Below are 21,617 nucleotides of genomic sequence, written 5' to 3' on the forward strand. Positions count from 1 at the left end.
ATCTAGGTGCGGAGCGAGTAGTAGGTGGACGTTAGGTGCTTGTAACTCGCCGAAGTCACCATCGGCGCCCGGACCGACGATGCGGGTACCGTCGTCGACACTTTTGACATCGATGAGGGCGTCATCTGCAGCAAGCTCGACGTCGACGCGCCCGGCTAGCCCTTCGGCTCACCGTTGGGCCCGAGGTTCTTCGGGTGCTGAAGTTCCTTGGGAAGAGGGGCCGGGTTACCGTTGGCATCTCGGTAGATCTTAGCGCCGAGCCCAGATCCCTGCTCCGACGGTCCGGACGCTGCAGACTCATCAGCGGGACCAATCACAGTTGTCGGGAGCAGGTGACTCGGTTTCGTGGGCCGCGTGCCCGTGATCTTCCAAGCCGCTCCCGTTTTCACCAGATCGAATCGCTGTTCATAGACGTAGATCTGGTCAGGGCTCGGAGTCTCGTTCTGCGATGCGTACGATAGGTGGGTCGTTTCCGTGACAACTGCCCATGCCTGAGCACCCGTCACGCTGAGATCCTTGACTGCGATCTCGGATTGGCTGCCGGTGAAGACGACCCCGTAGGCCACGAGCCCGTCCCTGCGCGTGCGTAGTTTGGAGTATTCCTCCTCGGTTGAAGCCACGGCATCAGCGGCGAAGTCCTGGCCGATTTCATCCGCCTGGGCGGGTGGGTTCTCCTTGACCACCTGATGATTCCTGCGGTCGATCGCCCGAGCAATAAGCCGCTGAATCGCTGCCGATTCGGTGTCCGGCTTGCCGGCCGGGCTCACTCCCGCGGATGGAGGAGCGGGCTGTGCGGGGCCTGTATTGTCGTTAACGAAAACGGTTTGCAGTTGAATCCCTACCAGGGTAACTCCGAGTGCAATAACCCCGGCTGCGATTGATCGCTTGGTCTTTGTCTTTTCTTGCATTCAATCCCCCTGTGAGTGGTTCGAGTTTAGGCGAGGGCACAATGCTGAGAAGGCGCTCCCGTGTCTTGTCATTTCCTTGCAGCCACGGCGACCGGCTCGGAGCGACACGTCCTAGCGAGACCTACAGTTTCCGTGGGCAAAGGCTATGATCCGATTCGGCGACTAGGTGGTGAAAATCGTCAAAATGAGTGCCAAAAAGCCGAAAATGAGTGCCAAAAGACCGAAAATGAGTGTGGAAAAGGACGGGACTAGGTGTCCGCAAGTGCCAGCTGATTGCAGACTCCCCGTTCAATCTCGAAGTGCTTGCCGCGGAATCGCATCCAAAGACCTTCGGGTGCGGCAACCTCACCGCCCAGCCACGCGCCCCGCAACATACTCAGCATCCACCCCGACGCCGCCGACGATCGACGAGTAGTGACCTGTCAACCACGGGAGTCCGACCACGTATAGCCCCGGCTGCTCGGTGACGCCTCGAACATGCCGCGGATAGCTCCATTGGTCCAAAACGGGAATGTCCACAAAGCCAAGGTCGAGCTTGTAGCCGGTGGCCCAGAGCACTGAGGTGATGTTCTCGGCGGCCAGGTTGACCCGCGGCGACGACACGGGTAGCCAGTCGTCCGCCGGCGCCGGCTCGTGTTCGGGCGCGTCGATTCCAGCGGCGGCGATGTAGGCGTCGAGCGCACGCCCCATCCGCTGGCCGAACCCGGCCTCGACTGTTGCCAGGCGTTCGGGGAGGTCGTCCGTGAAGGTGAGGTCGCCGTCGTCGGCTGCTTCCAGGTGCCCGTGCAGGCGGACGCCCTTACGGCCGAGCTCGCGGAGGTGGATGTCGTGGCCGCCGTTGGTTCCGGAGAGCAGGGGGTTGCAGGCGAACCGTGCGGCGGGGGAGGGTAACTGCCCGACAGTCAGGGCGGTGAGCCCGTACTCGGGCCCGTGGATGCCGGCCTGCAGGATCCAGTAGATGATGTCGTGCCCGCGGTACCGGCGCGGCGCCTCCGGACACGTGGCCACCGCCAGATGCACCTGACGGCCGACGGCGAGCAGGTCCTCCGCGATCTGCCCACCCGACTGCCCGGTGCCGACAATCAGCACGGCGCCGTCGGGCAGTTGTTCCGGATTGCGGTAGTCGTGGGTGTGAAGCTGCAGGACGCTCCCCGGAAGACCGGCGGCCAGGGCAGGGATTTTAGGTATCTGGTACGCGCCGGTCGCCAGCAATACATTGCGTGCCCGCCACATCCCGTCGGACGTTTCAACGCTGAAGCCGCCGTCCGACGTCGAGATCCGCGTGACGTCCGTGCCGGTCCGGACCGGTGCATCGATCCGCCGCGCATAGTCCCGGAAATAGTCCACCGCGCGGTCCCGCGCCATGAACGCCTCCGGCTCCGGACCGCTGTACGGCATCCCGGGCAAGTCCAGCGAGAAGTTCGGCGTGTTCAGCACGAACGCATCCCAGCGATCCTGCCAAGCGCCACCCAGCGCGGCTCGCCGTTCAAGGACTTGATGCTCGACGCCGGCCCGGCTGAGGAAGTAGCTCGTGGCCAGTCCCGCTTGGCCGCCGCCGACTACGAGGGTGTTTGTCTCGAAGGCGTGGTTTCGTTGGGCGGGTGGGAGCGGGTCTGTCTCCATGATCGATCCCTTCTCCCTGCTGCCAGGGATTGCCCCGGGGCAGTTCCTGGCTGAACTCTACGCTCAGGGATTCGGGTGCGGGAGGCATGCAGGTGCGGCGGAGGTGGGACTGTGCCGCCAGGACACTCCTCCCGGGACATCGGGATGGGACCTCGCGAAACCAGGCCAACAATTCAGGACCCGCTCTGTCCTGAATTGGTATTAGAGTGCCGGTTATGGCTATCGCACGCTTCCCGGTCGTCGTACTCGACTGTCCTGATCCCAAGACCTTGGCTGAGTTCTACAGCGCCCTGCTCGAGTGGAAAATCGAGCGGAACGACGACAACTGGTGGTCCGTCCGCGCCGAGCACGGCGATTCGCTGGCTTTCCAGAGGGTCGACTCCTACACGCCGCCACAATGGCCCGGCCAGGATGTCCCGCAGCAGATGCACCTCGACGTCACGGTCGACGACCTCGACGCCGCTGAGGCATCCGTGCTTGAGCTCGGCGCGACCAAACACGAATACCAGCCGGGAACGTCATTCCGGGTGTTCCTCGACCCTGCTGGTCATCCGTTCTGCCTCTGCATGGACTGACGCAATTACGGCGACGCTGATACATCTGGTGCTGCACCTGCAGAACCGATCTGGCAGAGTGCTCGCATGGAATATCAATTGCGCATTCCCACCGCCGCAGACACAGAGGCAGTGACACAGCTTCACGTCGAATGCTGGCGTGAGACTTATGGTGACCTGCTGCCGGAGTCATTCTTCAACGACGAGCTCGTTGAACAGCGTCGAACGATGTGGACGGCCAACCTGCGGTCGATTTCTCCCGGGTGGGACATGCGGGTTGCCGAATCGGAGGGCGAACTGGTCGGATTCGCGCTGGCCGGGCCGGCAGGTGGAGAGTCCCCGCGTGCACGAGAGCTGCACCTGATCTACGTGCTACGTGCCCACCAGGGCGCAGGATTGGGGCAACGCCTCCTGGACTCCACCCTTGGCGCGGACTCCGGCATTCTCTGGGTCGAGAAGACGAACGAACGGGCCCAGGGCTTCTACCGACGCAATGGCTTTGAACTTGACGGCACTGAGGAAACCGACGAGCAGAACCCCGTCTTTGTCGACGTGAGAATGGTGCGGTAGCCGATCGACTTAGGGGCGGACGCCGGCGGCGATGCCCCCAAGGGGTGGCCCCCTTAGCTGATCCGCTCAGCCAGGGAAACGATGATTCCCTCTGGGCCGCGCACGTAGGCCATGCGCCAGGCGTCCTCATACTGGCCGATGCCACCGACCAGCCCGTATCCCTCCGCGGCCAGTCGATCGACGTGCGCCTGAAGATCATCGACTTCGAAGGACAAGCTGCGCAGTCCGAGTTCGTTGGCCATGGCGTCTGGCGAACCCGGCTCGGGGTCTGGCCGAACGAAACTGGAAAGCTCCACCCCCGTTCCTCCGCCAGGTGTCCGCAACATGACGATCTCTGTGCGGGAATCGGGGATCGCGATGACGGTGTCGATGAATTCGCCCGCCACGAACGTCCGGCCCTCGACCTCGAGCCCGAGGCCAAGGAAGAACGCCGTCACTTTGTCGAGGTCCTGAACGGTGACACCGACGTGGTCGAACCGCATGATGCGCGACATGAGAAAAGCCTCCAAGTGTTCGTTTTGCGCGGCGTAAGACGCAGCCTACAGCGGACTCTACGGCGGATTCACGACGGCGAATAGCCTCCTGCCGTGCGCGGCAGCCTCCTCCCGCCAGAACAACCCGGCGTTTCCACTTGCGCCGGCAGCCCGCCGTCCGCCAAACTGTCCTTGGATCCATGAGAGACAATTACCTCCCAGATCCCGCCGCCTGACCTTCAAGGCCGGCCACCGCCCCATCATCGAATGCCGGGCGCATTTCACAAAGTATCGCTTACCACCTCGCTTGAGCACCCTTCCCTGGAGCAACTCACTCCTGACCTCCCCGACGCACCTCGAGCCTCGAAAGAGAGAAGCATCATGATCAAGCACCTCCCCGACCTCGTCCTGGAAATCACCGCCCACGATCCGGGCACCATCGAAACCGAACTGAACACCGCCGTCGAGACCTTACTCGCCCAGGCCCTGCGCGAGCGCTCGCGCGGCATCCTAGTCACCCAGCATGGATACAACCGGTACACCGTGACCCTCAGCCCCGAGGTCCCTTACGGGCAGACGCACGAACACCGCGAATGGGACCGCGCCGATAGCGCCTCGATCCACACCCAGGCTCCCGTCCCCGAGGACCCCGAAGCCCAGCCCGAACAGCGCGCCGCATAGGGTCCTCCGCGACTAGTGTTGACCGATGATTGAATCGCGCCAATTAAGTGAAAGCGTCAGCATGCGTGTACTGCGCCTGAGTGATGCGGCAGCGCTTGCCGCCGCATATGTGCGCAACCGTGCGGATCTTTCACACTGGGAGCCAGTACGCCCCGAGGAGTACTACACCGAGGCCTGGCAGGCCTCCGACATTGCCAGCCGTCTCGTCGCGCATGAAGTCGGCGAGGCGTATCCCCTTGGCCTGTTTGCTGGCGACACACTCGTTGGTCGATTCAACGTCGCCGGGATCGTGCGTGGCCCCTTCCAGAGTGCGGGGCTGGGTTACTGGGTGGACAGCAAATATGCAGGCCGTGGGCTGGCGTCCACTGCGGTCCAGGTGATCGTCGAAATGGCACGCGACGAACTTGGACTGCACCGCATCGAGGCGAGCACCTTACTGCACAATGTTGCCTCGCAGCGTGTGCTATTGAAGGCCGGGTTCAAGCAGATTGGTATGGCGCCGCGGTACCTGAAGATTGCCGGAAAGTGGCAAGACCACAATCTCTACCAGGTGGTCCTGCATGACTAAAGTGTCTAATTCGTGCCCGGAGTTGGATGATGGCCCCGCGGACGATAATGGATATCGCGGGGACCATTTTGGTCCTTCGGTCCACATCTCCAAACAACGCTTTGGCTTATTCGATCGTGTTTTGCGGCGTCGGTGTGATGATTTGCGGCTATTTCATCGGAAGGCGCAAAAGCTGGAAATAACCCCGATGAAGGAATCTTTGCCCACGGCCGCGAGCGGTTGGCTAGACTTTCCCTTCTTACATCCCAGGGTTCTTGACCGCGCAATTATCGTGGGCGAGGCTTGGCGCATGGCAACTCGATACTTTCGAAGCATCGCCGCCGCGGCAGCCGCGCTGGCGGTTTTGAGTGGATGCACCGCGCCGGCAGCCCCGAAAAGCAACACCTCGCCAAGCATCACCTCGCCAAGCATCACCTCGCCAAGCCCGACACCCACCGCCGCATCGAGTGTCCCTTTCACTCTCCTTACGCACTGTGGCATCTACGAGGCAAAGGTGCAGGGATCGTTCTTCGTTGCCGACCAGCCGTTGGACGACGGCAACGGCAATCCGCCTGCAGGCTGGGGCAACCCCTTCCAGCAGGGCAACATGACCGTGGAGGGACAAAGGGCGGTCTTCCGTGACGACAGCGGCCACAGCGTGACCTTCCACGAACGGCCCGGTGCCACGAGCTTCCTCAGAACCTGCTCCTGAATCGGTAGTTTTCCGGGACGGCTCCGCATCCGCGAAGGTCAGGCAAACGCGCTGATACGTCTGGTGCTCCGTCCCCTCGCCCGAACCATGACAGATCCACAGGCCAACCAGATCCGCGACAATGTTTACCTGGCCCTGCACGAAGGACCGGTCAAGGAACTCATCGCAGGGTAAAGCCGTGCCGGCCGAGTGAGCAGCACGCCCGACTTGCTGCTCGCTCGGAGGGTAAAGATCTGGCGGTGAACGTACTTCTCCTCGCTTCGGCTCGCCTTCGATCGATTTCCAAGCACGTGTCAGGATTCGTAGCTGGCCGGAAATAAAGCCAGTGTCATGGAAAGGTAATCCTGAGCAAGGGGGGTGATGCGGATGAGTGCCATGGGAACGGCACTGTCCGTGGCGGACGGGGAGGACACGGTTCCGGAGAGGGAATTCGCTGACTTCTACCGACGCCATTACTGGTTGGTATTCGCGTTCGCGCAGCGGCGCCTGCGGGACGAGGAGACGGCGCGCGAGGTCGCGGCGGACACGTTCCGCATTGCGTGGTCGAAGATGCACCAGCGCGGAGCCCACGAGCTCGCCTGGCTCTACACGATCGCCCGGAATCTCCTCGGCAACGAGTACCGGCGCCAGTTCAGGGAACAAGCCCTGTTGTGCCGTGTCGGAGACGGGTTGGCTGCCGGCTCCGTCCAGACGGAAGGGGACCTGGTGCGAGAAGCACTGCTCGAGCTCCGGGACAAAGACCGGGACATTCTCTACCTCACCTACTGGGAAGAGCTCAGTGCCGCTCGTCTCTCTGCAGTGCTCGGATGCTCCGAAGCCACTGCCTGGAAACGCCTCAGCCGAGCCCGGAAAGCACTCCAGCACATCCTGCAGCGGAAAGGACACACGCATGGAAACTCTTGAAGACCTCATCTGCCGTGCCAACCCCACACCGGTGGACGCGCACCGATCACTGGACGAACGCGCCGAACACGATCTGGCCGCCATCCTTGGACGCACGGCCGCCAACGGAACTCGGGGACAGCGAAGCCTCCACCGCCGAACTCTCCTCCTCGCCGCTGGCGCCGCCGCCGCTGCGGCCGCCGGCGTCGTCCTGGTCACCAGGCCAGCAACCCCCGGCGCGCCGAATGCGCAGAACACTCCGATCGCGGAACCCGTCCTCGCTGCGGCACCGATGATGCTCGACCCCAAACCCATCGCAAAGGACGCCGCCACAGTGCTCGAGGAGGCCCGCCAGAAGCTCCGGACTCCCGACGGGCCAGGATACAGGCCCGGGTATTTCACGATCCACCACTGGGAGGCCGGGATCATGCAAGCCCCTGACAACTCGCCGGCTATGGACGTCTCCCTCCCAGTTACGGCTGAGACTCGTCGGGAGGCCGATGGATCTGGGACCCGGACCATGGCCGTGGGCCAGCCTTTCTCCCCAACCCGCTCGGATGTGAAGTTCCGGGCTCTCGGCTGGCCGATGGACGTCCAGCCCGGGCAGTCCAAGCAAGAGACTTTCGGGCCGGGCCAGTTCCCTGCCCTTCCGCTGCCTCAACCTGTCCCGACCGACGACGCAGGCATGGCCGCGTACATCAGCGCCTACCAAGTCCGCTCCTCGGCGATGGTCAACGAAGGCCCCCAAGGTGTGTTCCAGACCATTGGGTTCTTTGTCGGGTACTGGAACCTCTCCAACGCCCAAGAACACGCCGTCCTTGGCGCAGTGGCCAAGCTTCCCGGCCTGGCGGTCCTCGGCGAGGTCACCGACCGGCTCGGGCGTCCCGGGATCGCGCTCAGCGTCGAGACCCAGGACGAACGCTACGGGACCTCAAGAAACATCCTCGTCGTCGACCCCACCACTGGGCGCATCCTTGCCACCGAAGAAGACTACGTGCAGGGCCCCCCGGACGGAGGCAAACCCCTCGGGCCCGTCCCAACGGTCATGCGCTACATCGCCGTCGAAGACTCCGCCACCAAATAGTGAATCATCCTGATGTAGGCGCCAATCAGGACAATAGTTGACCTATTTGCCGCATAGTGTGACGAAACAACGCACATCTCGCTGAATGGAGATTCTGGTGACAAGTATTCCTGGTGGCAAAGCCACCGTGACGCCCTACGTCGTGGCGCACGGTGCCGATGCATTCCTCACGTTTATTGAGAAGGCCTTCGACGCCGACGTCTACCTCCGGGTCCCCAACCCGGACGGGAGCATCGGGCACGCCGAAGCGAAGATCGGATCATCGGTACTGATGACCTTCGACGCTTCACCGGATTGGCCAGCCACGCCAAGTTTTCTGAGTGCCTATGTCGACGACGTGGACGCCACCATCAATCGCGCGGTCACCGCAGGAGCTGCCATTGTCACCGACGTGATGGAGTCCGCCATCACCGGCGATCGTGGCGGTCGCCTCCGTGACCCCATCGGCAACGTCTGGTGGGTCCAAACCCACCAGCGGGACGTCTCTCAATCCGAGATGCAGACCGCTTTCGGAGACTACGACGAACTGATCAAAATCCGTTCCGCTCAGGAGTCGTTCGACACCGAGATGAGGTCCAGGCGGATCGACTGACGCACACTATCGAGGCGTGTGGACCACTGCATGCACGGGTCAGGCGCGGTCGTGCAGGGTGATTTGGTAACCGTCGGGGTCGGCGAAGGCAAAGGTACGCCCGAATGGTCCGTCGAACGGTTCGACGACGATTTCGGTACCGGCCGCCGCTAATTTGTCGTGGATCGTTTGCGTTTCCGTAGCGTGCAACCACAAGCCGATGCCGAGGCCAGGCTGCGGGACGGAGGCAAGGCTGACGCCCGGCGCCAGGTCCCGGACCGCGAATGCGACCGGTTTGGTGTCAAATACCACCGCGTGGGGTGGCCCCGCCTGGGAGCGGGTCAGCCCGAGGTGCTGTTCGTAGAAAGAGGCAGACGCTTCGAGGTTGCGCACTTGGATGGAAATGAAGTCGGGTCCGGTGACGGGCATGAGGGTCTCCTTAGTGTCAGTTAGTTGACACTAAGGCTATGTCAGAATGTTGACATGAGTCAAGACGTAACAAGAGTAAGCCTCGATACATCGCTCGGATATCTCCTTAAGGAGACGGCTAGTGCGCTTCGCACGGCAATGGAGAGTGTGTTGCGGCCGCTGGGCATGAGCATCACCCACTACGCCTGCCTTGAGCTCCTTGCCCAGCGGCCGGGGCTGTCCAACTCCGAGCTCGCGAGAGGTGCCTTTGTGTCTCGACAGTCGATGAACGTTTTGTTGCAGGCGCTAGAGCGTGACGGCCTGGTTTCTCGGGCGACTGAGGCTTCCGTCGGACGAATACTGCCGACCGAACTGACGGCGCATGGACGCCAGCAGCTCGAAGCCGCCAGTGCTGCAGTCAAGGCGGTGGAGGACACCATGCGCTCCGGCCTTACTGACGGCGAACAGAAACAGCTCCAAGACATGTTGAGGAAGTGCGTCGCTTCCCTGCAACCGGCCAGCCAATAGAAAGAAGCACATCGGTCAGGATCGGAGAAGCGGGTCAGTGAGGCCCCGGCATAGAGTCAAAATCACGAAGCTATCCAACTCACTGAAGGACAAGCCATGACCTCCATCGAATCAGTCACCCTTGAAGCACCCGACCCCACGGCTGCCTCTGCGTTCTACGACGCCGCCTTCGGATTGGGCGCACGCGTGCAGGTGCGAGCCTCGGATGCCCCGACTTCCGGCTTCCGCGGGTTCACGTTGTCGCTCGTCGTGTCGCAGCCGTCCACCGTCAGCAGCCTGATCGGCTCCGCCGTCGAAGCCGGCGCCACGACGCTGAAGCCGGTCGAGAAGTCTTTGTGGGGGTACGGCGGCGTCGTGCAGGCTCCGGATGGCGCGATCTGGAAGATCGCGACGTCGGCGAAGAAGGACACCGGTCCCGCTACCCGGGAGGTCGACAAGATCGTGCTCCTGATGGCGGCCGCTGACGTTGCTGCGAGCAAGAAGTTCTACGTCGACCGCGGCCTCGCTGTGGGGAAGAGCTTCGGCAAGTACGTCGAGTTCGCCATGCCGTCGAGTCCCGTCAAGTTGGGGCTCTACAGCCGCCGCGCCCTCGCCAAGGACGCCGGCGTCTCTCCCGACGGCACCGGATCGCACCGACTCGCCATCGGCAGCGACGCCGGCCCGTTCACCGACCTGGATGGGTTCGCGTGGGAGCCGGCATCGGCGTGAGCCGGACAGGAAGTCAGCGCACCCCCACTACGCTCCGGCGCCCGCACGGGCGCTGAGGCCGGCCTCGAGGAACTGGATGAAATCCACGCCCTTGGACGCGCCGCCGCCCCATTGCTTGCCGTCGACGAACGCGGACGGGACGCCATTGATTCCGCTGTCCAGGGCGAGCCTGTTGGAGTACCGCGCCCACGCGAGGAACGTGCCGCCGTCGATGCATTTCGACGCATTGGCGCCGGCTGCCGCAGCGAGGGACTCGAGCTCCTGGTTGCTCAGGCCCGCGGACCCCTCGGCTGGTTGGTGGGCATACAACTGGGCGAGGAAGTCCGCATACCTGTCCGGGTGCGCATCGGCGACGCACGCGGCAGCGGCGGACGCGCGCGACGAGTACCTCGTGGTGGACTCATTGTCGAGGATGGTGATGGGGCGGTACTCGACCGTGATCTTCCCTTCATTTCGCAGCCGGTCAAGGGTGGGCACATAGGAGCTGTTGAAGGCGCCGCAGGCCGGGCACATGAAGTCCATGTACACCACCACCTTGGCCGGCTGCCCCTTCGGCGCCGCCTCTATCCCTGGCGCATGCGGGTTACCGAACGTCGGGGCGGCGGGGTCCGGTGACGGGAGGGTGGTGGCGTCAACGCTCGACGCCGGAACGGACACTACCTGTCGGCCCGCCGTGAGGGTGATCCCGCCGTTGGCGTTCATGTTCGCTGGGCTCGGCCCCCGGTCGGGGAGCCGAAAGAGCGGAGTGGGCGAGGGGCTGCTTCCGATCGGCCCGCTTCCGATCCACTGCCCGGCGGTCATGGTGATCCCGGTGGCCACGAGCGTCAGCGCGAGCACGGCCGCAAGCATGCCAGCCGCGAGGCCTGCGTAGCCGATCACCAAACCCGCGACGGCGAGGCCACGGCCGCCGTCGCCGCTCCGCCTGATCCGTGCGAGGGCGATATGCCCGAAGATGATGCCCAGCAGGCTGATCACAAAAGAACAGACGAGGGAGGCGATAGCCAGTGGCTCGGTGCGCGGAGTCGGCGGGGGATAGCCCTGCCGCGGGTCGGGCCAGGGGCTGGGGCGTGTCTCGTAGTACGTAGTTGGCTGGGGCGGCCACGGGCGTTGATCGGGCTGGTAGTCACTCATCCGAAGTGCTCCTTCTACTGTGCAGGAGCGACTGCGCCCCCCAATGGTCAGAGCATAGCGCCACGCGTGGTGCCCGAGGCAGGGTCTCGGAGCCGTTAGTTCAGGCGCCGGCCAACTCGCTCAGCGCGCAGCTTACCCACCTCAGACGACCCGATCCGCCCGTTCCCAGTGCTCGCGCAGCAATGCGCCAAGCCGGTCGGGTTCGATCCGGTGCGGGGGATCGAAGTGGTGGCGGTCAGGGAAGACCTCAAGGCGGAAATCGGGGAACACCGTGGACAGCCGCTCGGCAACCTCGCCATAGTCATCCGGGTTGCTCAGGCCACCGAGGACGAAAAACACCGGCCGATTGAACGCAGCCAACCGGTCCCGGTCCAGATCGTAAATCTTGAAGTCTCGCAAGAACGCCCTGATCCCGCCGGGCCGCTTGGCCATCCACGGCGGCGGTCCGCCTTCGGGCGGTGGCGGAAGGACGACGTCGGGCTTCACTCCCAGCCTCATGAAGGCGGACATGAACTGCGTAGGCGGGAGCGCCTCCAGCGCTTCGTATTCCCTCCAGAGCTCGGCGTGCGCCGGGCTCCAGTCCCAGCTGCCGGCCCAGGCGGGCTCCAGGAGCGTGAGGCTAATCAGGCGCTCGGGGTGCTTGGCAGCGAACGCCAACGAGGCCGATCCGCCTCCTGAATAACCGAGCAGGTGGAACGTGTCCCAACCGCGGGCTTCGGCCTCGCGGAGCACACCGTCGATCTCGGTGTCCAGGCTCCACCCCGGCGGCGGCTCATCGCCGTCGTACAGCTCCAGGTCCTTCGCGACGGCGTCGACGTCGGGGCCCAGCGCTTCGATCAGCGCGCCATAAGCGGGTTGGGCGGGAAGAACGCTCCCCGGAAGAAGGACCACCCGAATCGGCTCCATGGCGGAACTCTACGCCGGTTGGGGCAGTAAAGGACGGGGGAGAGCGGCTATTTTCCGGGCGAGAGGACAGTGACGCCCGCGTCAACAGCGGCGGCGAGAAGTTCGACGTCGTAAGCGACCATTAGATCCGCCTGGAGCCTGATCGCTGCTGCGAGATGGATCGCGTCCGCGCTCCGCAGCCCGCCAGGAAGGGCGGCCGCGTACATCAGGTCGGAGCGGGCGACGTCCACCAGATTGATGCCACCGAGTACGGTATTCACCGGTCCCGCGTCCAGGCCCCGCCGACGCGCCGCGCAATGGAGCTCTGTGTAGAGCAGCATTGACGCGACGAGGCGGTGTCCGCTTGCCGCGGCCGTCGAAAGGTACTCGGCGAGGGCAGCGGATTCCGATTCGTCGACCACAAGCTTGAGGACCGCCGAGGTGTCCACATAGGTGATCACCGCTCGCCACGCAGATCGGCCAGTATGTCTGACGTGCCCATCTCAGTACTGATGCGGGGCACAAGCCTGAAATCCACGGGATTCTCGGCAGCACGCCGGACGCTGCCTGACTGCAGCAGCCGTTCGAAAGGCGAAGCGGATGGCGGAATGAGGGTGGCCGCAATTTCCCCGTTGTTGGTCACATCGATGATTTCGCCATTTTTCACGCGTTCCAGAATTTTGCTGCTGCTGTTACGGAGTTCGCGGTGCGGGATCGTGGTCATCATTTACCTCCGTAGCAATCGTAGCACCTTCGCATTCCGGGAGGTCGATTCGCTTGATCCGCGTCGGGGTTCGCCCGGGCGGAGGCGGCCAGCAGATGAAGAGTTTTTGCCAAATAGTAGCCATCCGCCCAAACCCCTGTATGCTTGTAGCTGTTGTTGTGTTTGGCATTTGGTAGTTCAGGCAGTTCCCGCGGTTCATCAACCGCGACCTTCTGAAGTAACGGTGGAGAACACCCCACACCGGAGGCCCGACAGTCGGGACAACCTCCACCTTCAGTAAGGAAACTGAAAAAATGGCTACAGGTATCGTCAAGTGGTTCAACTCCGAAAAGGGCTTCGGCTTCATCTCCCCGGAAGATGGCAGCCAGGACGTTTTCGCTCACTACTCTGCAATTAACTCGGGCGGCTACCGCTCCCTCGAAGAGAACCAGAAGGTTTCCTTCGACGTCGAGCAGGGCCCCAAGGGTCCCCAGGCAGTAAACATCCAGGCTCTCTAAGCTTCGGATTTCAAAAAGCAGGGCCGGTCAATGACCGGCCCTGCTTTTTGTGCCTATTTCTCGCAGCCGATGCCGTCGTTATCCCTATCCAGCGCGGGTCGGTAACCTGGCTGTCCCCGATAGATAGGTGCGGCTCCCGCGGCCCGGGCGGCCGTACAGTTCGCATAGTAAACGGACGACGGCGCCGGCGGCTGTACAAGCCGAGCCTGGGCTTGGTCTTGTTGGGCCTTCGCCGCTGCAGCGTCGGCGTCTGCCTTCGCCTGGGCCGCTGCTTGGTCCGCGGCCGCCTTGTCAGCTGCCGCCTTGTCGGCCGCTGCCTTTTCCGCAGCAGCCTTCGCCGCCGCTGCGGCACGAGCGTCCGTTACCTTCTTGGACTCCGAGCGTTCCATCCAGAGCAGGGCCCCCGCGTCGGACTTCGTGCAAACAAACTCTTTGGGCGGGTAGTTCTCTGTTGCGTTCTCCGTCACGCAGGACGGGGATTTCGGCGCGGTACGTGTGGGCGTTGGCGTGGGGGTCGGTGAAGCGGAAGCCGAAGCTGAAGCAGAAGCCGACTGCGTGGCACCCCCGTAAGAGCTTGTGGCGCTTCCGCCGCACGCCGCGAGGGAGAGCACTGCGGCTGTTGACGTGACGATGGCAAAGACCTTAAAGCCAGCTTTCCGAGGGTTCGAAAAGTCATGCGACGCGTGCTTTATTGCCCCGTAGTTTTTAGGCGCGCGAATATTCATTTATTGCCCCCAAGATTCAGTTTTTGACGCGAATGTCCGCAGATTCTAGCATCCAAAATGCGAGAAAAGGAAGAGTTTTCCACATGCGCGAAAAAGCATCTTGACATGGCCTCAAAATAGGTGGGGCGACACTCGTTATCGAATATATGTTCGAGTTAGAGAAGATGGATTCGAATAAATATCCACATGTGCGGGGTTTGGCCTAGAGACGGCCGCGAAGTCCCCGTAGCGTCTCAAACAAGAGGACGCCGACAGGAGAAACGTGGAGAAACCGTCACCGCCAAGCCTCACCTCGGTTGTCCCGGGGAACACCTAGTCGTCGCGGGCGCACACTCAGATGCGGAACAAAACCGCAGGTCGGCACACCTAGACGGCTCCCGGCGCACACGGAGTTTCGCCATCACACCACCTAGACGCCGGTTTCGGAATCTACGGTTCCCTTGGGAAGCGGTTCGTGGAAAAGCCTTGGGGATCCTCTCGGGTTGCCTCGGAATCCACTACCTAATGCCTGTCTCTGGACAGGCAGCAGTCGAATCGGATGGACGTGGCACCTCCTAGGGCCCGGAGCGTCCCGATTAGAGCATCAGAGAAAGTTGGATCGCGAGTGTTCGAACAGGAAGTTCGGCGAACGCTGGACTATATTGCTCGCGGCATGATGGTCCGAATTGTCGGTGCGCCCGGAAGCGGACGCACGAGCGTCGCGCAAAAGACAATCGCCGAGCTAGAGAAAACCGGAGCTACGGTTTACTCTATTTCGGCCCTTCGCTCACATCGTGAAATACCGTTTGGTGGAATATATAACCTGGGACTTGATATTCGAATAGGTCAATTGGGCGTGCTGGGGGTGGTTGACACACTGGCTGGACGGCTCGCCAGGCCCGGGGAGCGTGTGCTTGTTGTCGATGACCTCGAATTCGTCGACACGGAGACCCTTGCGGTCCTGGATGCCGTGAGGCTCAGGACGAAGCGGCCGATGATCGTGACAATGGGCGAGTCTTCCCCTTACGCGAAGGGACGGCGCGCCGTTCTGAGTCCCGGCCCTGAAGCCAGAGTCCAGCTGAATCCGCTTCGCTATGAGCACGTGAGCGAGCTCATCACCGATGTCTTAGGCGCTCCCGCGGACGCTGATACCACTGCCCGCATCCTCACGAAATCCGCGGGAAACCCCAGACTTGTGGCCCGAATCGCGGAAACAGCCTCACTCAGTGATTTGCTTGCCCTTAGCAACGGGCAATGGCACATGACAGGCGACACCCTGTGGAATGAGCACCTGCAGGGCACTGTGGAATCTCTCCTTGAAGGACTCGAGCCCGGCGAGCTCACCGGCCTTCAGACCATGGCCATCGCCGGTACGGCGCCCATCGATGTGCTGCAACGGGTAGTCGACGCAGATATTCTGGACCGGCTCGAACAGCACGGCTTGATTTCCGTCATGGAGGATCAACACAACAACGTTTGCGCTGCGATCACGCCGCCGGTGCTGGCCGACTATTTCCGCGGCCAACGGGTGCTCACGAGCCGGCGGGTACTGCAGGATCGAATCACCCGGACCTTGAGCGTCCCGCCACAGGAACCCAATGGTGACGTCACGCCAGCCGATTCGCTGGTGGGGGTCCTGGCCGCGGTGCGCCTTGAACGGAGTACAGACGACGCGGCTACGGCGCGCCATCTACATGAGAAAATCTCGGTTCTAGAGCGTCGCCGCTTTGACCGGTGGGATGCCGAAAAATCGGTATCGAACGCCGTGGCGCTCCTGAGCGTTTACTGGGGCTCGCCCGCTGACACATCCAGAATTGAGCGCGTGCTTTCCGAGACAGTGAGCTCGGAGGGAGACACGTGCGAACTCCTCTTCTTGGCAGTTAGCAAGGCGCTTTGGGCTATCCACTCCGGCAAAGGGCTGGACTATGCGGCCGACGCCCTGAGGAACTTTGGGAAGGAACACCCTGAATGGTCGGCCGAGGTTGAATCGGTAGAACTTTTCCTCGGAGCGTCATACGACCGAATGCCTCAGAATCTCGACGACACCCTCGCGCGTCTCCACGATCGCCACCCTGAAAGCGGTGTCCTGGCCTGCGTTCGGGGGATGTTGGAACTCTACCGCCTCAACCCTTCCGCGGCACTCAATGCCATCGACTCCTCAAACGGATTCAGGGGATTTCCCCTCATCGGACCTTTCATCCGAGGACTGGCATTGTTCACCTCCGGGCGGATCGAGGAAGCAATTGTCTTTGCGCTCGACCAACGCGCGGAAGCCCGCCGCAAGCTGGACCAATTCGGGATAGTGTCGAACACCTATGTCGCCGCCCAGGCACTCGTCTACCGTGGCTATTTCGACGAGGCAGAGTACCTGATGGGCAGCGTCTTCGCCATGGGACGGCCGGGCTTCCTAGTGGATTCCCTCCATGACGCCATGCTGCGGCTCGCCGGGCTGAGGGCTGCGACGTCGGCCATCTTGCCCACCGCGACCCTTGCAACGCAGGCGCGGCGCGAGGCCGAAGACGTCGGCCCTCTTCCGGGAATCGCAAAGGGAGTCTACGAGCTCGTCGCCGGGCGGCCCCTCATCCCCGCAGTATTCGACAGGAAAGCCGCACGCCTCATTCGACGGCAGCTGGAACGTGGCTATGTTCTGGAAGCGACGTACTCTGCACTCTTCTTCACTTGCCTTCTTCCTGGCCGGAAGGTTCTTGAGATTCTTCGGCAGACCTTGAAGGAACACGCCTGCACTTCACACGACCAGCTTGTGGCAATTGCGGCAGCGGTGGTGGAGCAAGACCACCAATTGCTCGGCGTCCTGCTCGAGAATTACGAGCCCGACTCCGATCTCTACCAGGTTCGGATGCTGCTCAGAGGTGCGTTTAAGCGATATGCCTTCGTGGACGACACCGTAGGGGCGGCCGAGATGGAGCGGGCATACTCGATTTTTGCGACTCGATTCCCTTCGGCAGATGAGCCCATGGCATTCAATTCCGGAAGCTACTCGCCTCTGACGGTCCGGGAAATTGAAATAGCTGCCCTGGCCGGTCATCGCTCCAACCCCGAGATCGCAGAGCACCTGGGAATCAGTATCAGGACCGTTGAAAACCACATTTCCAACGCGCTCCGAAAGACCGGAAGCCCAACGCGCGCTGCCCTATTTGACCTGGTCCGGGATACGGCTCCCTTCCGCTAGGAACGGCTTTCCGGGCATTGAGTAGTCCCGATCCATGGATTGGGTGTGCGTATCGGAACTACGCGGCCACGTGTCTCGGCTACGCCTCCACCTCGGTTCGCTCGAAGACGAAGGAATGGCCAATCGGCAGCTGGTCGGGAACTGTATGGGAGACAAGCACTACTAGTTTGTGCTGTGCCCACTCGCTCAGCTCTCCGACAAGGGCCTCGATGCCTTGAACGTCCATACCGTTGAAGGGCTCATCGATGGCGACCACCGGGGTATCGGCTACGGTACACATCAGAAGCCAGAGCTTTCGGATATTGCCCGTCGACAACATCGACACGGGCTGCTCCGCCCAATCTTCCAATCCATATCTAGCCAGACGTGCGAGCCCTGCCTCCGGGCCGACCTGACGGCTACGGGCCGCGAGCGCCAGATGGTCGTGAACGGTCATGGAAGGAAAGAGCGCGGGCGTCGTGCGGCAGACACTCCGTACATGGCGGGCATCGGGGGAACTGGCATCGATGCCGCAAAGGCGCACGCTTCCGGCCCAAGGCTGCAAGAAACCGCTAATGAGCTCGAGAAGAGTCGACTTACCGCTGCCGTTGCCACCAGCCACCCTGTAGAGCCCGGGCGCATTCATACTCAGACTGAGTCCGTCCAGGACGGGCGAACCTTGCCGGTAGCCGGCAGTTACAGAATCAATCTCGATCGAAGTCTCAAAAGACGTTGATTCAGACATGTGGCGGCCCCCAGGGTCAAAAGGATGGAGTAGCCCAACAACAGCAACGTGCTGAATTCGGGGCTGACGATAAGGATGAGCGAGCAAGGAGAAATCAGGAGGAGCGTAAACAGGGCGTCCATGATGTCATTGGACTTCGTGCCGTCGGTAGTGGTCGGCGGTCGGGAACACGATTCCGCAACGACCCCGGACGCTGCGACGATCATGCCTATAGCGACAGTGCCGGGGCAAGAATGCCCAGGAGAAGGAGCGCACCGAGGAAAACAAATCCTCCGATGACCGCCCCCGCCAGAATGTAGATCCCCATGAGACGGGCAACGATCGCGGTGCCGGAGAAGCCGTTCTCCCAGACAAACCGGTAGTGGTAAAGCTTTGCTGTGGGCCCGATCCGATAAAGCATCGGTTCCGTGACTCCCAGGCCCAGGAGAACGGCAACGCCAACCAGGAACTTGCGCAATTCCTCGTCACTGAGGGTCGAGTCGAGGGGGAGAACGCCTCTTGCTCCGAGCAGGATGCCAACGACGGTAATCCAAGCGAGGACGACCGTGCTGACCACAGAGCCATGCTTGCTGCTCAACAGATCGGTGACAACGAATAGACCAAACTTGGCCACGGATCGGCGCCTGGGGTCCCGTTGCGTGTCTAGGGAGATCTTTCGATAGGCGAGGCCGCGCCACTTGCGGATGCCGAGCATGACCAACAGCCCGCAGGAAGTCGCCGCTAGCAAACACAGCACCGGAAGGGCACGCGAAGTGTCTTCTGCGAGGCCGCCGAGCGGAGCGAGCCGAGGCACAAGAAACCCTGTGGCCGCTCCGAGCGCCAGTCCGAGAACCAGCGCTAAGAAGCAAAAAAGCCAGTGAAGGCCTATCCGTCGTACCGGCGCGGAGGCGAAATGAAGAACAGAGAGGAAGCAGGCGCAGGAAGCGCAAGCCAACACGGAGATCGAAGCCGCCAGGACGTTGAGGTAGGTCGGCGTCTCCTCGAAGAAGATCGCGAGGAATATCGCAGCAGAATACCAAAGCATGCCTGTGCGCCGGAACGCCGGGATCAAGCCGTATCTCACCACAACCTGCTGGAGCGGAAGTTCCATTGCCCTGAAAAGCTCCAGGTGCGGGGTGCCGGCGACTGAGAGCCGTCGGCTTGAGATGACCTCGCTGAGCACCGTGGCGACGGCGGCATAAAGGATGCTGAGGAACCCCCAATTGAGCACAGCAGCTATGTCATGGCGGAACGGGCCGTCGCGGAGAACAGACATCGTGGAAACGAACACGAGGGTTCCAACCACAATCAAGGCTATTGATCCGAAGGTCGCGAGGGCCCTGAAACCGTCCAGGGTGAGTGGCAAGCGCATCGCATTGACGATTTCGAAAGCCCGGAAGTCGCGCAAGATTCGGTAATCGGACCTCCAGACCGACGCGCCAGCGGGCTTGGCGTCGCGGACCCGGCCATCGATGTCGGCAGGGGCTTTTGTGCTCATCATTGCCTAGAACTTGTTCCGGGGAGTCTTCTTTTGGACCGAGTCGATGAAGGCCACAATGGTGAGAACTGCCAGCCCGAGTGCACAGACGACGGCGATGACCGACGTCGTTCCCTGAAACGGGACAACTATCGCGGGACCGAGCGCGGCCGCGTTGGCAAAACCGGCGACGGCGAAAACGGCAGCTTTGAGCGGCAGCCATTTCCGGGCCGGGCTGAAGGCGGCAATCAATGGTGCGGCCACACCGAGTACGAGGAGGACCGCGACGGCCGTATTCCTTAGAACGAGTGGATCAATATTGTTGAGTCCCTCCGGGGGAACCGCGGACCAGATGAGGCTGGCGGAAATACCGGAGAAGGTGGCCACTATGAATCCAAGGATTCTTAGAAGAACGCTATAGAGATAAGTAGTCATGAGGATTTTCTGTCTGGGGGCGATGGTTGAGGGAGGTCAGCCGATGGCGACTATTGTTGACAGTCCTAAGGCTGAAAGCCCAAGGAGGATCTTCCTGCCTGTGGAGAACTCCTGCCAGTGCCGGTAGAAGATCGCCAAGACGAGAACGACCATCAAGGGGAAATAGAGCCAGTAGCCGGGAACATCCCTCGGCTGGATCACGCCGAATGCCACGCTGAATAGATTTACAGGGATGGTGGAAAGCATGGCGATCACAAAGAAGACCCCCACATTAAAACGGCCTGCGAGCACCGATTTTCCTGGGATCACCCGCTTGTCCAGGAACGCGGCGAGGGAGAAGTACAAGGCGATGATCACCGCGTACACGAGGAAGAACAACACGGTACCGACCGTCATGGAGAGGTCCAGTAGGCGTTCGTCCCCAAGTTCGGACCGTACATCGGCGGGCACGTTGGAGCTGAGATACCGCCGGGTCAAGGGAAGCCGGAGAGCTACCAAGGACATCAGCACAACGTAGCCTGTTATCCACAGGGCGCGTGACGTGGAGATCCATTCATTGGCGATGGATGGCTCGGGCCGCAACTTTCCGACCGTTGCCACCCTGATGACGGTCTCGGACTGTTTATGGTTGTCCATATTGGTCATGGAATTCCCCTTACTTGAATCAGGACGGCCTCGATGACGGCGCCGAGGACAATCAGGACGAGGGCAATGAACAGAGTGCCCAGCGAACGCGCCATGTCGTCGATGAATGACCTCACTGTGACAGGTTCCGTCTTGAAAACCAGCCTGCGAGCAAGGCCTGCGGTGGGCTGGAATCCGGCGGTCGCCGCCATCACCAGGCCGAAAAATTCGAACGGGACATACCAGATCACGTCTGCAAGAAGGCCGGCACCCCCGACGGAATGCATCCCGAGAGATAGGGTGGCACCAACGTACAGTGCCAGGATTCCGGCCCCCACGAGCGTGGTGAGCCCAAGGGTCGCGACTCCCGAGTAGAGCACCAAGGCCGCTCCGACGTTTCGCCCAAGGATCTGCAGGAAATCCTTGCCGTAGAGGGGACTTCCACCCATATTCCTGGCGTCCCGGATCCACGACAGGTCCACCGCTGCGTACCCGAAGGCGGCGATGGCAGCCATGATCAAGCCCGTGCTTGGGAGCAACCACCCAGGGATGCTCCCAAGCACGCGTGCTGTCTTAGCAAGCATCGATTTAGGCGACAGCTTGCGCCCGGCCGATGCGGAAGAGGATGCTTCGAGCCGTTGCGATCAAGGCGCCAGTGATTCCTGCCCCGAACACAGCGCCGATGACAACGAGCGCCCAGCCTCCGACCTCAATGGCCTGCATGATTTGGGACGCCGCCGCGGCAGAGATGCCGAGAGACCCCGCGATCCATGAAACAGCCAGGCTTGCGCCGAAGATGCCAACCACGGCCAGCGCAGCCGCGGCCGCCGCCTGAAGCCCCGTCCTTTTCGTCATTGCTGATTCCACTTCAACTCCATTTCTCGAGATGACCGGCCAACGCATAGCTGGCCTTGAAGAGTGGTGGCATCCTCCTAAGAGGAGCCATCCACGGTTCAGATTCTCTCCATGAAATAGAGCGTCTAGGTGGTCGTGGGGGC

At 62.0% G+C, this 21,617-nt stretch carries 27 protein-coding genes; 12 read left to right on the forward strand and 15 right to left on the reverse strand.

Annotation, left to right across the window (positions count from 1 at the left end):
* Positions 1–155: 155 nt before the first annotated feature.
* Entirely contained in the window at positions 156–908 is a 753-nt protein-coding gene (locus tag ACX5I4_RS05330; RefSeq protein ID WP_461835748.1) for a hypothetical protein, read from the reverse strand.
* A gap of 345 nt (positions 909–1,253) precedes the next feature.
* On the reverse strand, positions 1,254–2,531 hold the full coding sequence (locus ACX5I4_RS05335; protein ID WP_461835749.1) for a flavin-containing monooxygenase: 1,278 nt from the start codon (positions 2,529–2,531) through the stop codon (positions 1,254–1,256).
* Positions 2,532–2,746: 215 nt separating this feature from the next.
* Between ACX5I4_RS05335 and ACX5I4_RS05340 the strand changes: the two genes are divergently transcribed.
* On the forward strand, positions 2,747–3,106 hold the full coding sequence (locus ACX5I4_RS05340) for a VOC family protein (protein ID WP_461835750.1): 360 nt from the start codon (positions 2,747–2,749) through the stop codon (positions 3,104–3,106).
* Between the two features lie 66 nt (positions 3,107–3,172).
* The gene (locus ACX5I4_RS05345; protein ID WP_461835751.1) at positions 3,173–3,655 is read left to right on the forward strand and encodes a GNAT family N-acetyltransferase; all 483 of its coding nucleotides are present in this window, start codon (positions 3,173–3,175) and stop codon (positions 3,653–3,655) included.
* A gap of 53 nt (positions 3,656–3,708) precedes the next feature.
* On the opposite strand, the gene ACX5I4_RS05350 is transcribed toward ACX5I4_RS05345, so the two are convergent.
* Complete coding sequence (locus tag ACX5I4_RS05350; protein ID WP_461835752.1) at positions 3,709–4,149, reverse strand: VOC family protein; 441 nt, start codon at positions 4,147–4,149, stop codon at positions 3,709–3,711.
* Between the two features lie 360 nt (positions 4,150–4,509).
* Between ACX5I4_RS05350 and ACX5I4_RS05355 the strand changes: the two genes are divergently transcribed.
* The 6 genes from ACX5I4_RS05355 (at position 4,510) to ACX5I4_RS05380 (ending at position 8,626) form a co-directional block, all read left to right on the forward strand.
* Positions 4,510–4,809: a hypothetical protein gene (locus ACX5I4_RS05355; RefSeq protein ID WP_461835753.1), complete on the forward strand. Its 300-nt coding sequence runs from the start codon at positions 4,510–4,512 to the stop codon at positions 4,807–4,809.
* Positions 4,810–4,834: 25 nt separating this feature from the next.
* Positions 4,835–5,377 carry a GNAT family N-acetyltransferase gene (locus ACX5I4_RS05360; protein WP_461835754.1) on the forward strand — a complete coding sequence of 181 codons (543 nt, stop codon included), beginning with the start codon at positions 4,835–4,837 and terminating at the stop codon, positions 5,375–5,377.
* Between the two features lie 289 nt (positions 5,378–5,666).
* Complete coding sequence (locus ACX5I4_RS05365; protein WP_461835755.1) at positions 5,667–6,068, forward strand: hypothetical protein; 402 nt, start codon at positions 5,667–5,669, stop codon at positions 6,066–6,068.
* Between the two features lie 366 nt (positions 6,069–6,434).
* Positions 6,435–6,971, forward strand: coding sequence for an RNA polymerase sigma factor (locus tag ACX5I4_RS05370; protein ID WP_461835756.1), 537 nt, complete (start codon positions 6,435–6,437; stop codon positions 6,969–6,971).
* Positions 6,958–8,034, forward strand: a complete 1,077-nt coding sequence (locus tag ACX5I4_RS05375) for a CU044_5270 family protein (RefSeq protein ID WP_461835757.1) — start codon at positions 6,958–6,960, stop codon at positions 8,032–8,034. The genes ACX5I4_RS05370 and ACX5I4_RS05375 overlap by 14 nt, the downstream gene beginning before the upstream one ends.
* Before the next feature lie 97 nt (positions 8,035–8,131).
* On the forward strand, positions 8,132–8,626 hold the full coding sequence (locus tag ACX5I4_RS05380) for a VOC family protein (protein WP_461835758.1): 495 nt from the start codon (positions 8,132–8,134) through the stop codon (positions 8,624–8,626).
* A gap of 39 nt (positions 8,627–8,665) precedes the next feature.
* Here the strand turns inward: ACX5I4_RS05380 and ACX5I4_RS05385 are convergent, their stop codons facing one another.
* A complete protein-coding gene (locus tag ACX5I4_RS05385; protein WP_461835759.1) occupies positions 8,666–9,034 on the reverse strand; it encodes a VOC family protein in 369 nt (122 codons plus the stop codon).
* 54 nt (positions 9,035–9,088) lie between these two features.
* On the opposite strand from ACX5I4_RS05385, the gene ACX5I4_RS05390 reads away from it, so the two are divergent.
* Together ACX5I4_RS05390 and ACX5I4_RS05395 are read left to right on the forward strand one after the other, a co-directional pair.
* On the forward strand, positions 9,089–9,541 hold the full coding sequence (locus ACX5I4_RS05390) for a MarR family winged helix-turn-helix transcriptional regulator (protein ID WP_461835760.1): 453 nt from the start codon (positions 9,089–9,091) through the stop codon (positions 9,539–9,541).
* A 96-nt stretch (positions 9,542–9,637) separates the two neighbouring features.
* Entirely contained in the window at positions 9,638–10,249 is a 612-nt protein-coding gene (locus ACX5I4_RS05395; protein WP_461835761.1) for a VOC family protein, read from the forward strand.
* A gap of 27 nt (positions 10,250–10,276) precedes the next feature.
* Here ACX5I4_RS05395 and ACX5I4_RS05400 read toward each other — a convergent pair whose 3' ends face one another.
* The 4 genes from ACX5I4_RS05400 to ACX5I4_RS05415 all read right to left on the reverse strand — a co-directional run bounded on the left by ACX5I4_RS05400 (position 10,277) and on the right by ACX5I4_RS05415 (position 12,992).
* A complete protein-coding gene (locus ACX5I4_RS05400) occupies positions 10,277–11,380 on the reverse strand; it encodes a thioredoxin domain-containing protein (protein WP_461835762.1) in 1,104 nt (367 codons plus the stop codon).
* A 141-nt stretch (positions 11,381–11,521) separates the two neighbouring features.
* Positions 11,522–12,286 carry an alpha/beta fold hydrolase gene (locus ACX5I4_RS05405; protein ID WP_461835763.1) on the reverse strand — a complete coding sequence of 255 codons (765 nt, stop codon included), beginning with the start codon at positions 12,284–12,286 and terminating at the stop codon, positions 11,522–11,524.
* 47 nt (positions 12,287–12,333) lie between these two features.
* Positions 12,334–12,726 carry a type II toxin-antitoxin system VapC family toxin gene (locus ACX5I4_RS05410; protein ID WP_461835764.1) on the reverse strand — a complete coding sequence of 131 codons (393 nt, stop codon included), beginning with the start codon at positions 12,724–12,726 and terminating at the stop codon, positions 12,334–12,336.
* Positions 12,723–12,992 (reverse strand): type II toxin-antitoxin system Phd/YefM family antitoxin, encoded by a 270-nt coding sequence (locus ACX5I4_RS05415; protein WP_461835765.1) that lies wholly within the window; start codon positions 12,990–12,992, stop codon positions 12,723–12,725. The genes ACX5I4_RS05410 and ACX5I4_RS05415 overlap by 4 nt, the downstream gene beginning before the upstream one ends.
* Before the next feature lie 290 nt (positions 12,993–13,282).
* On the opposite strand from ACX5I4_RS05415, the gene cspE reads away from it, so the two are divergent.
* Positions 13,283–13,486 (forward strand): transcription antiterminator/RNA stability regulator CspE, encoded by a 204-nt coding sequence (gene cspE, locus ACX5I4_RS05420; protein WP_028266315.1) that lies wholly within the window; start codon positions 13,283–13,285, stop codon positions 13,484–13,486.
* A 53-nt stretch (positions 13,487–13,539) separates the two neighbouring features.
* Here cspE and ACX5I4_RS05425 read toward each other — a convergent pair whose 3' ends face one another.
* Positions 13,540–13,953, reverse strand: a complete 414-nt coding sequence (locus ACX5I4_RS05425) for an excalibur calcium-binding domain-containing protein (RefSeq protein ID WP_461835766.1) — start codon at positions 13,951–13,953, stop codon at positions 13,540–13,542.
* Between the two features lie 1,102 nt (positions 13,954–15,055).
* On the opposite strand from ACX5I4_RS05425, the gene ACX5I4_RS05430 reads away from it, so the two are divergent.
* Positions 15,056–17,380 carry a helix-turn-helix transcriptional regulator gene (locus ACX5I4_RS05430; protein WP_461835767.1) on the forward strand — a complete coding sequence of 775 codons (2,325 nt, stop codon included), beginning with the start codon at positions 15,056–15,058 and terminating at the stop codon, positions 17,378–17,380.
* Between the two features lie 79 nt (positions 17,381–17,459).
* On the opposite strand, the gene ACX5I4_RS05435 is transcribed toward ACX5I4_RS05430, so the two are convergent.
* The 6 genes from ACX5I4_RS05435 to ACX5I4_RS05460 form a co-directional block, all read right to left on the reverse strand.
* Positions 17,460–18,104 (reverse strand): ABC transporter ATP-binding protein, encoded by a 645-nt coding sequence (locus tag ACX5I4_RS05435; protein ID WP_461835768.1) that lies wholly within the window; start codon positions 18,102–18,104, stop codon positions 17,460–17,462.
* Between the two features lie 208 nt (positions 18,105–18,312).
* Positions 18,313–19,584 carry a hypothetical protein gene (locus tag ACX5I4_RS05440; protein ID WP_461835769.1) on the reverse strand — a complete coding sequence of 424 codons (1,272 nt, stop codon included), beginning with the start codon at positions 19,582–19,584 and terminating at the stop codon, positions 18,313–18,315.
* 3 nt (positions 19,585–19,587) lie between these two features.
* Positions 19,588–19,995, reverse strand: a complete 408-nt coding sequence (locus ACX5I4_RS05445) for a hypothetical protein (protein WP_461835770.1) — start codon at positions 19,993–19,995, stop codon at positions 19,588–19,590.
* Positions 19,996–20,031: 36 nt separating this feature from the next.
* Entirely contained in the window at positions 20,032–20,640 is a 609-nt protein-coding gene (locus tag ACX5I4_RS05450; RefSeq protein ID WP_461835771.1) for a hypothetical protein, read from the reverse strand.
* Positions 20,637–21,182, reverse strand: a complete 546-nt coding sequence (locus ACX5I4_RS05455; protein ID WP_461835772.1) for a stage II sporulation protein M — start codon at positions 21,180–21,182, stop codon at positions 20,637–20,639. The genes ACX5I4_RS05450 and ACX5I4_RS05455 overlap by 4 nt, the downstream gene beginning before the upstream one ends.
* 25 nt (positions 21,183–21,207) lie before the next feature.
* Complete coding sequence (locus ACX5I4_RS05460) at positions 21,208–21,474, reverse strand: uberolysin/carnocyclin family circular bacteriocin (RefSeq protein ID WP_268024459.1); 267 nt, start codon at positions 21,472–21,474, stop codon at positions 21,208–21,210.
* Positions 21,475–21,617 lie beyond the last annotated feature (143 nt).

This window comes from Arthrobacter sp. MMS24-S77 (genome assembly GCF_054888235.1).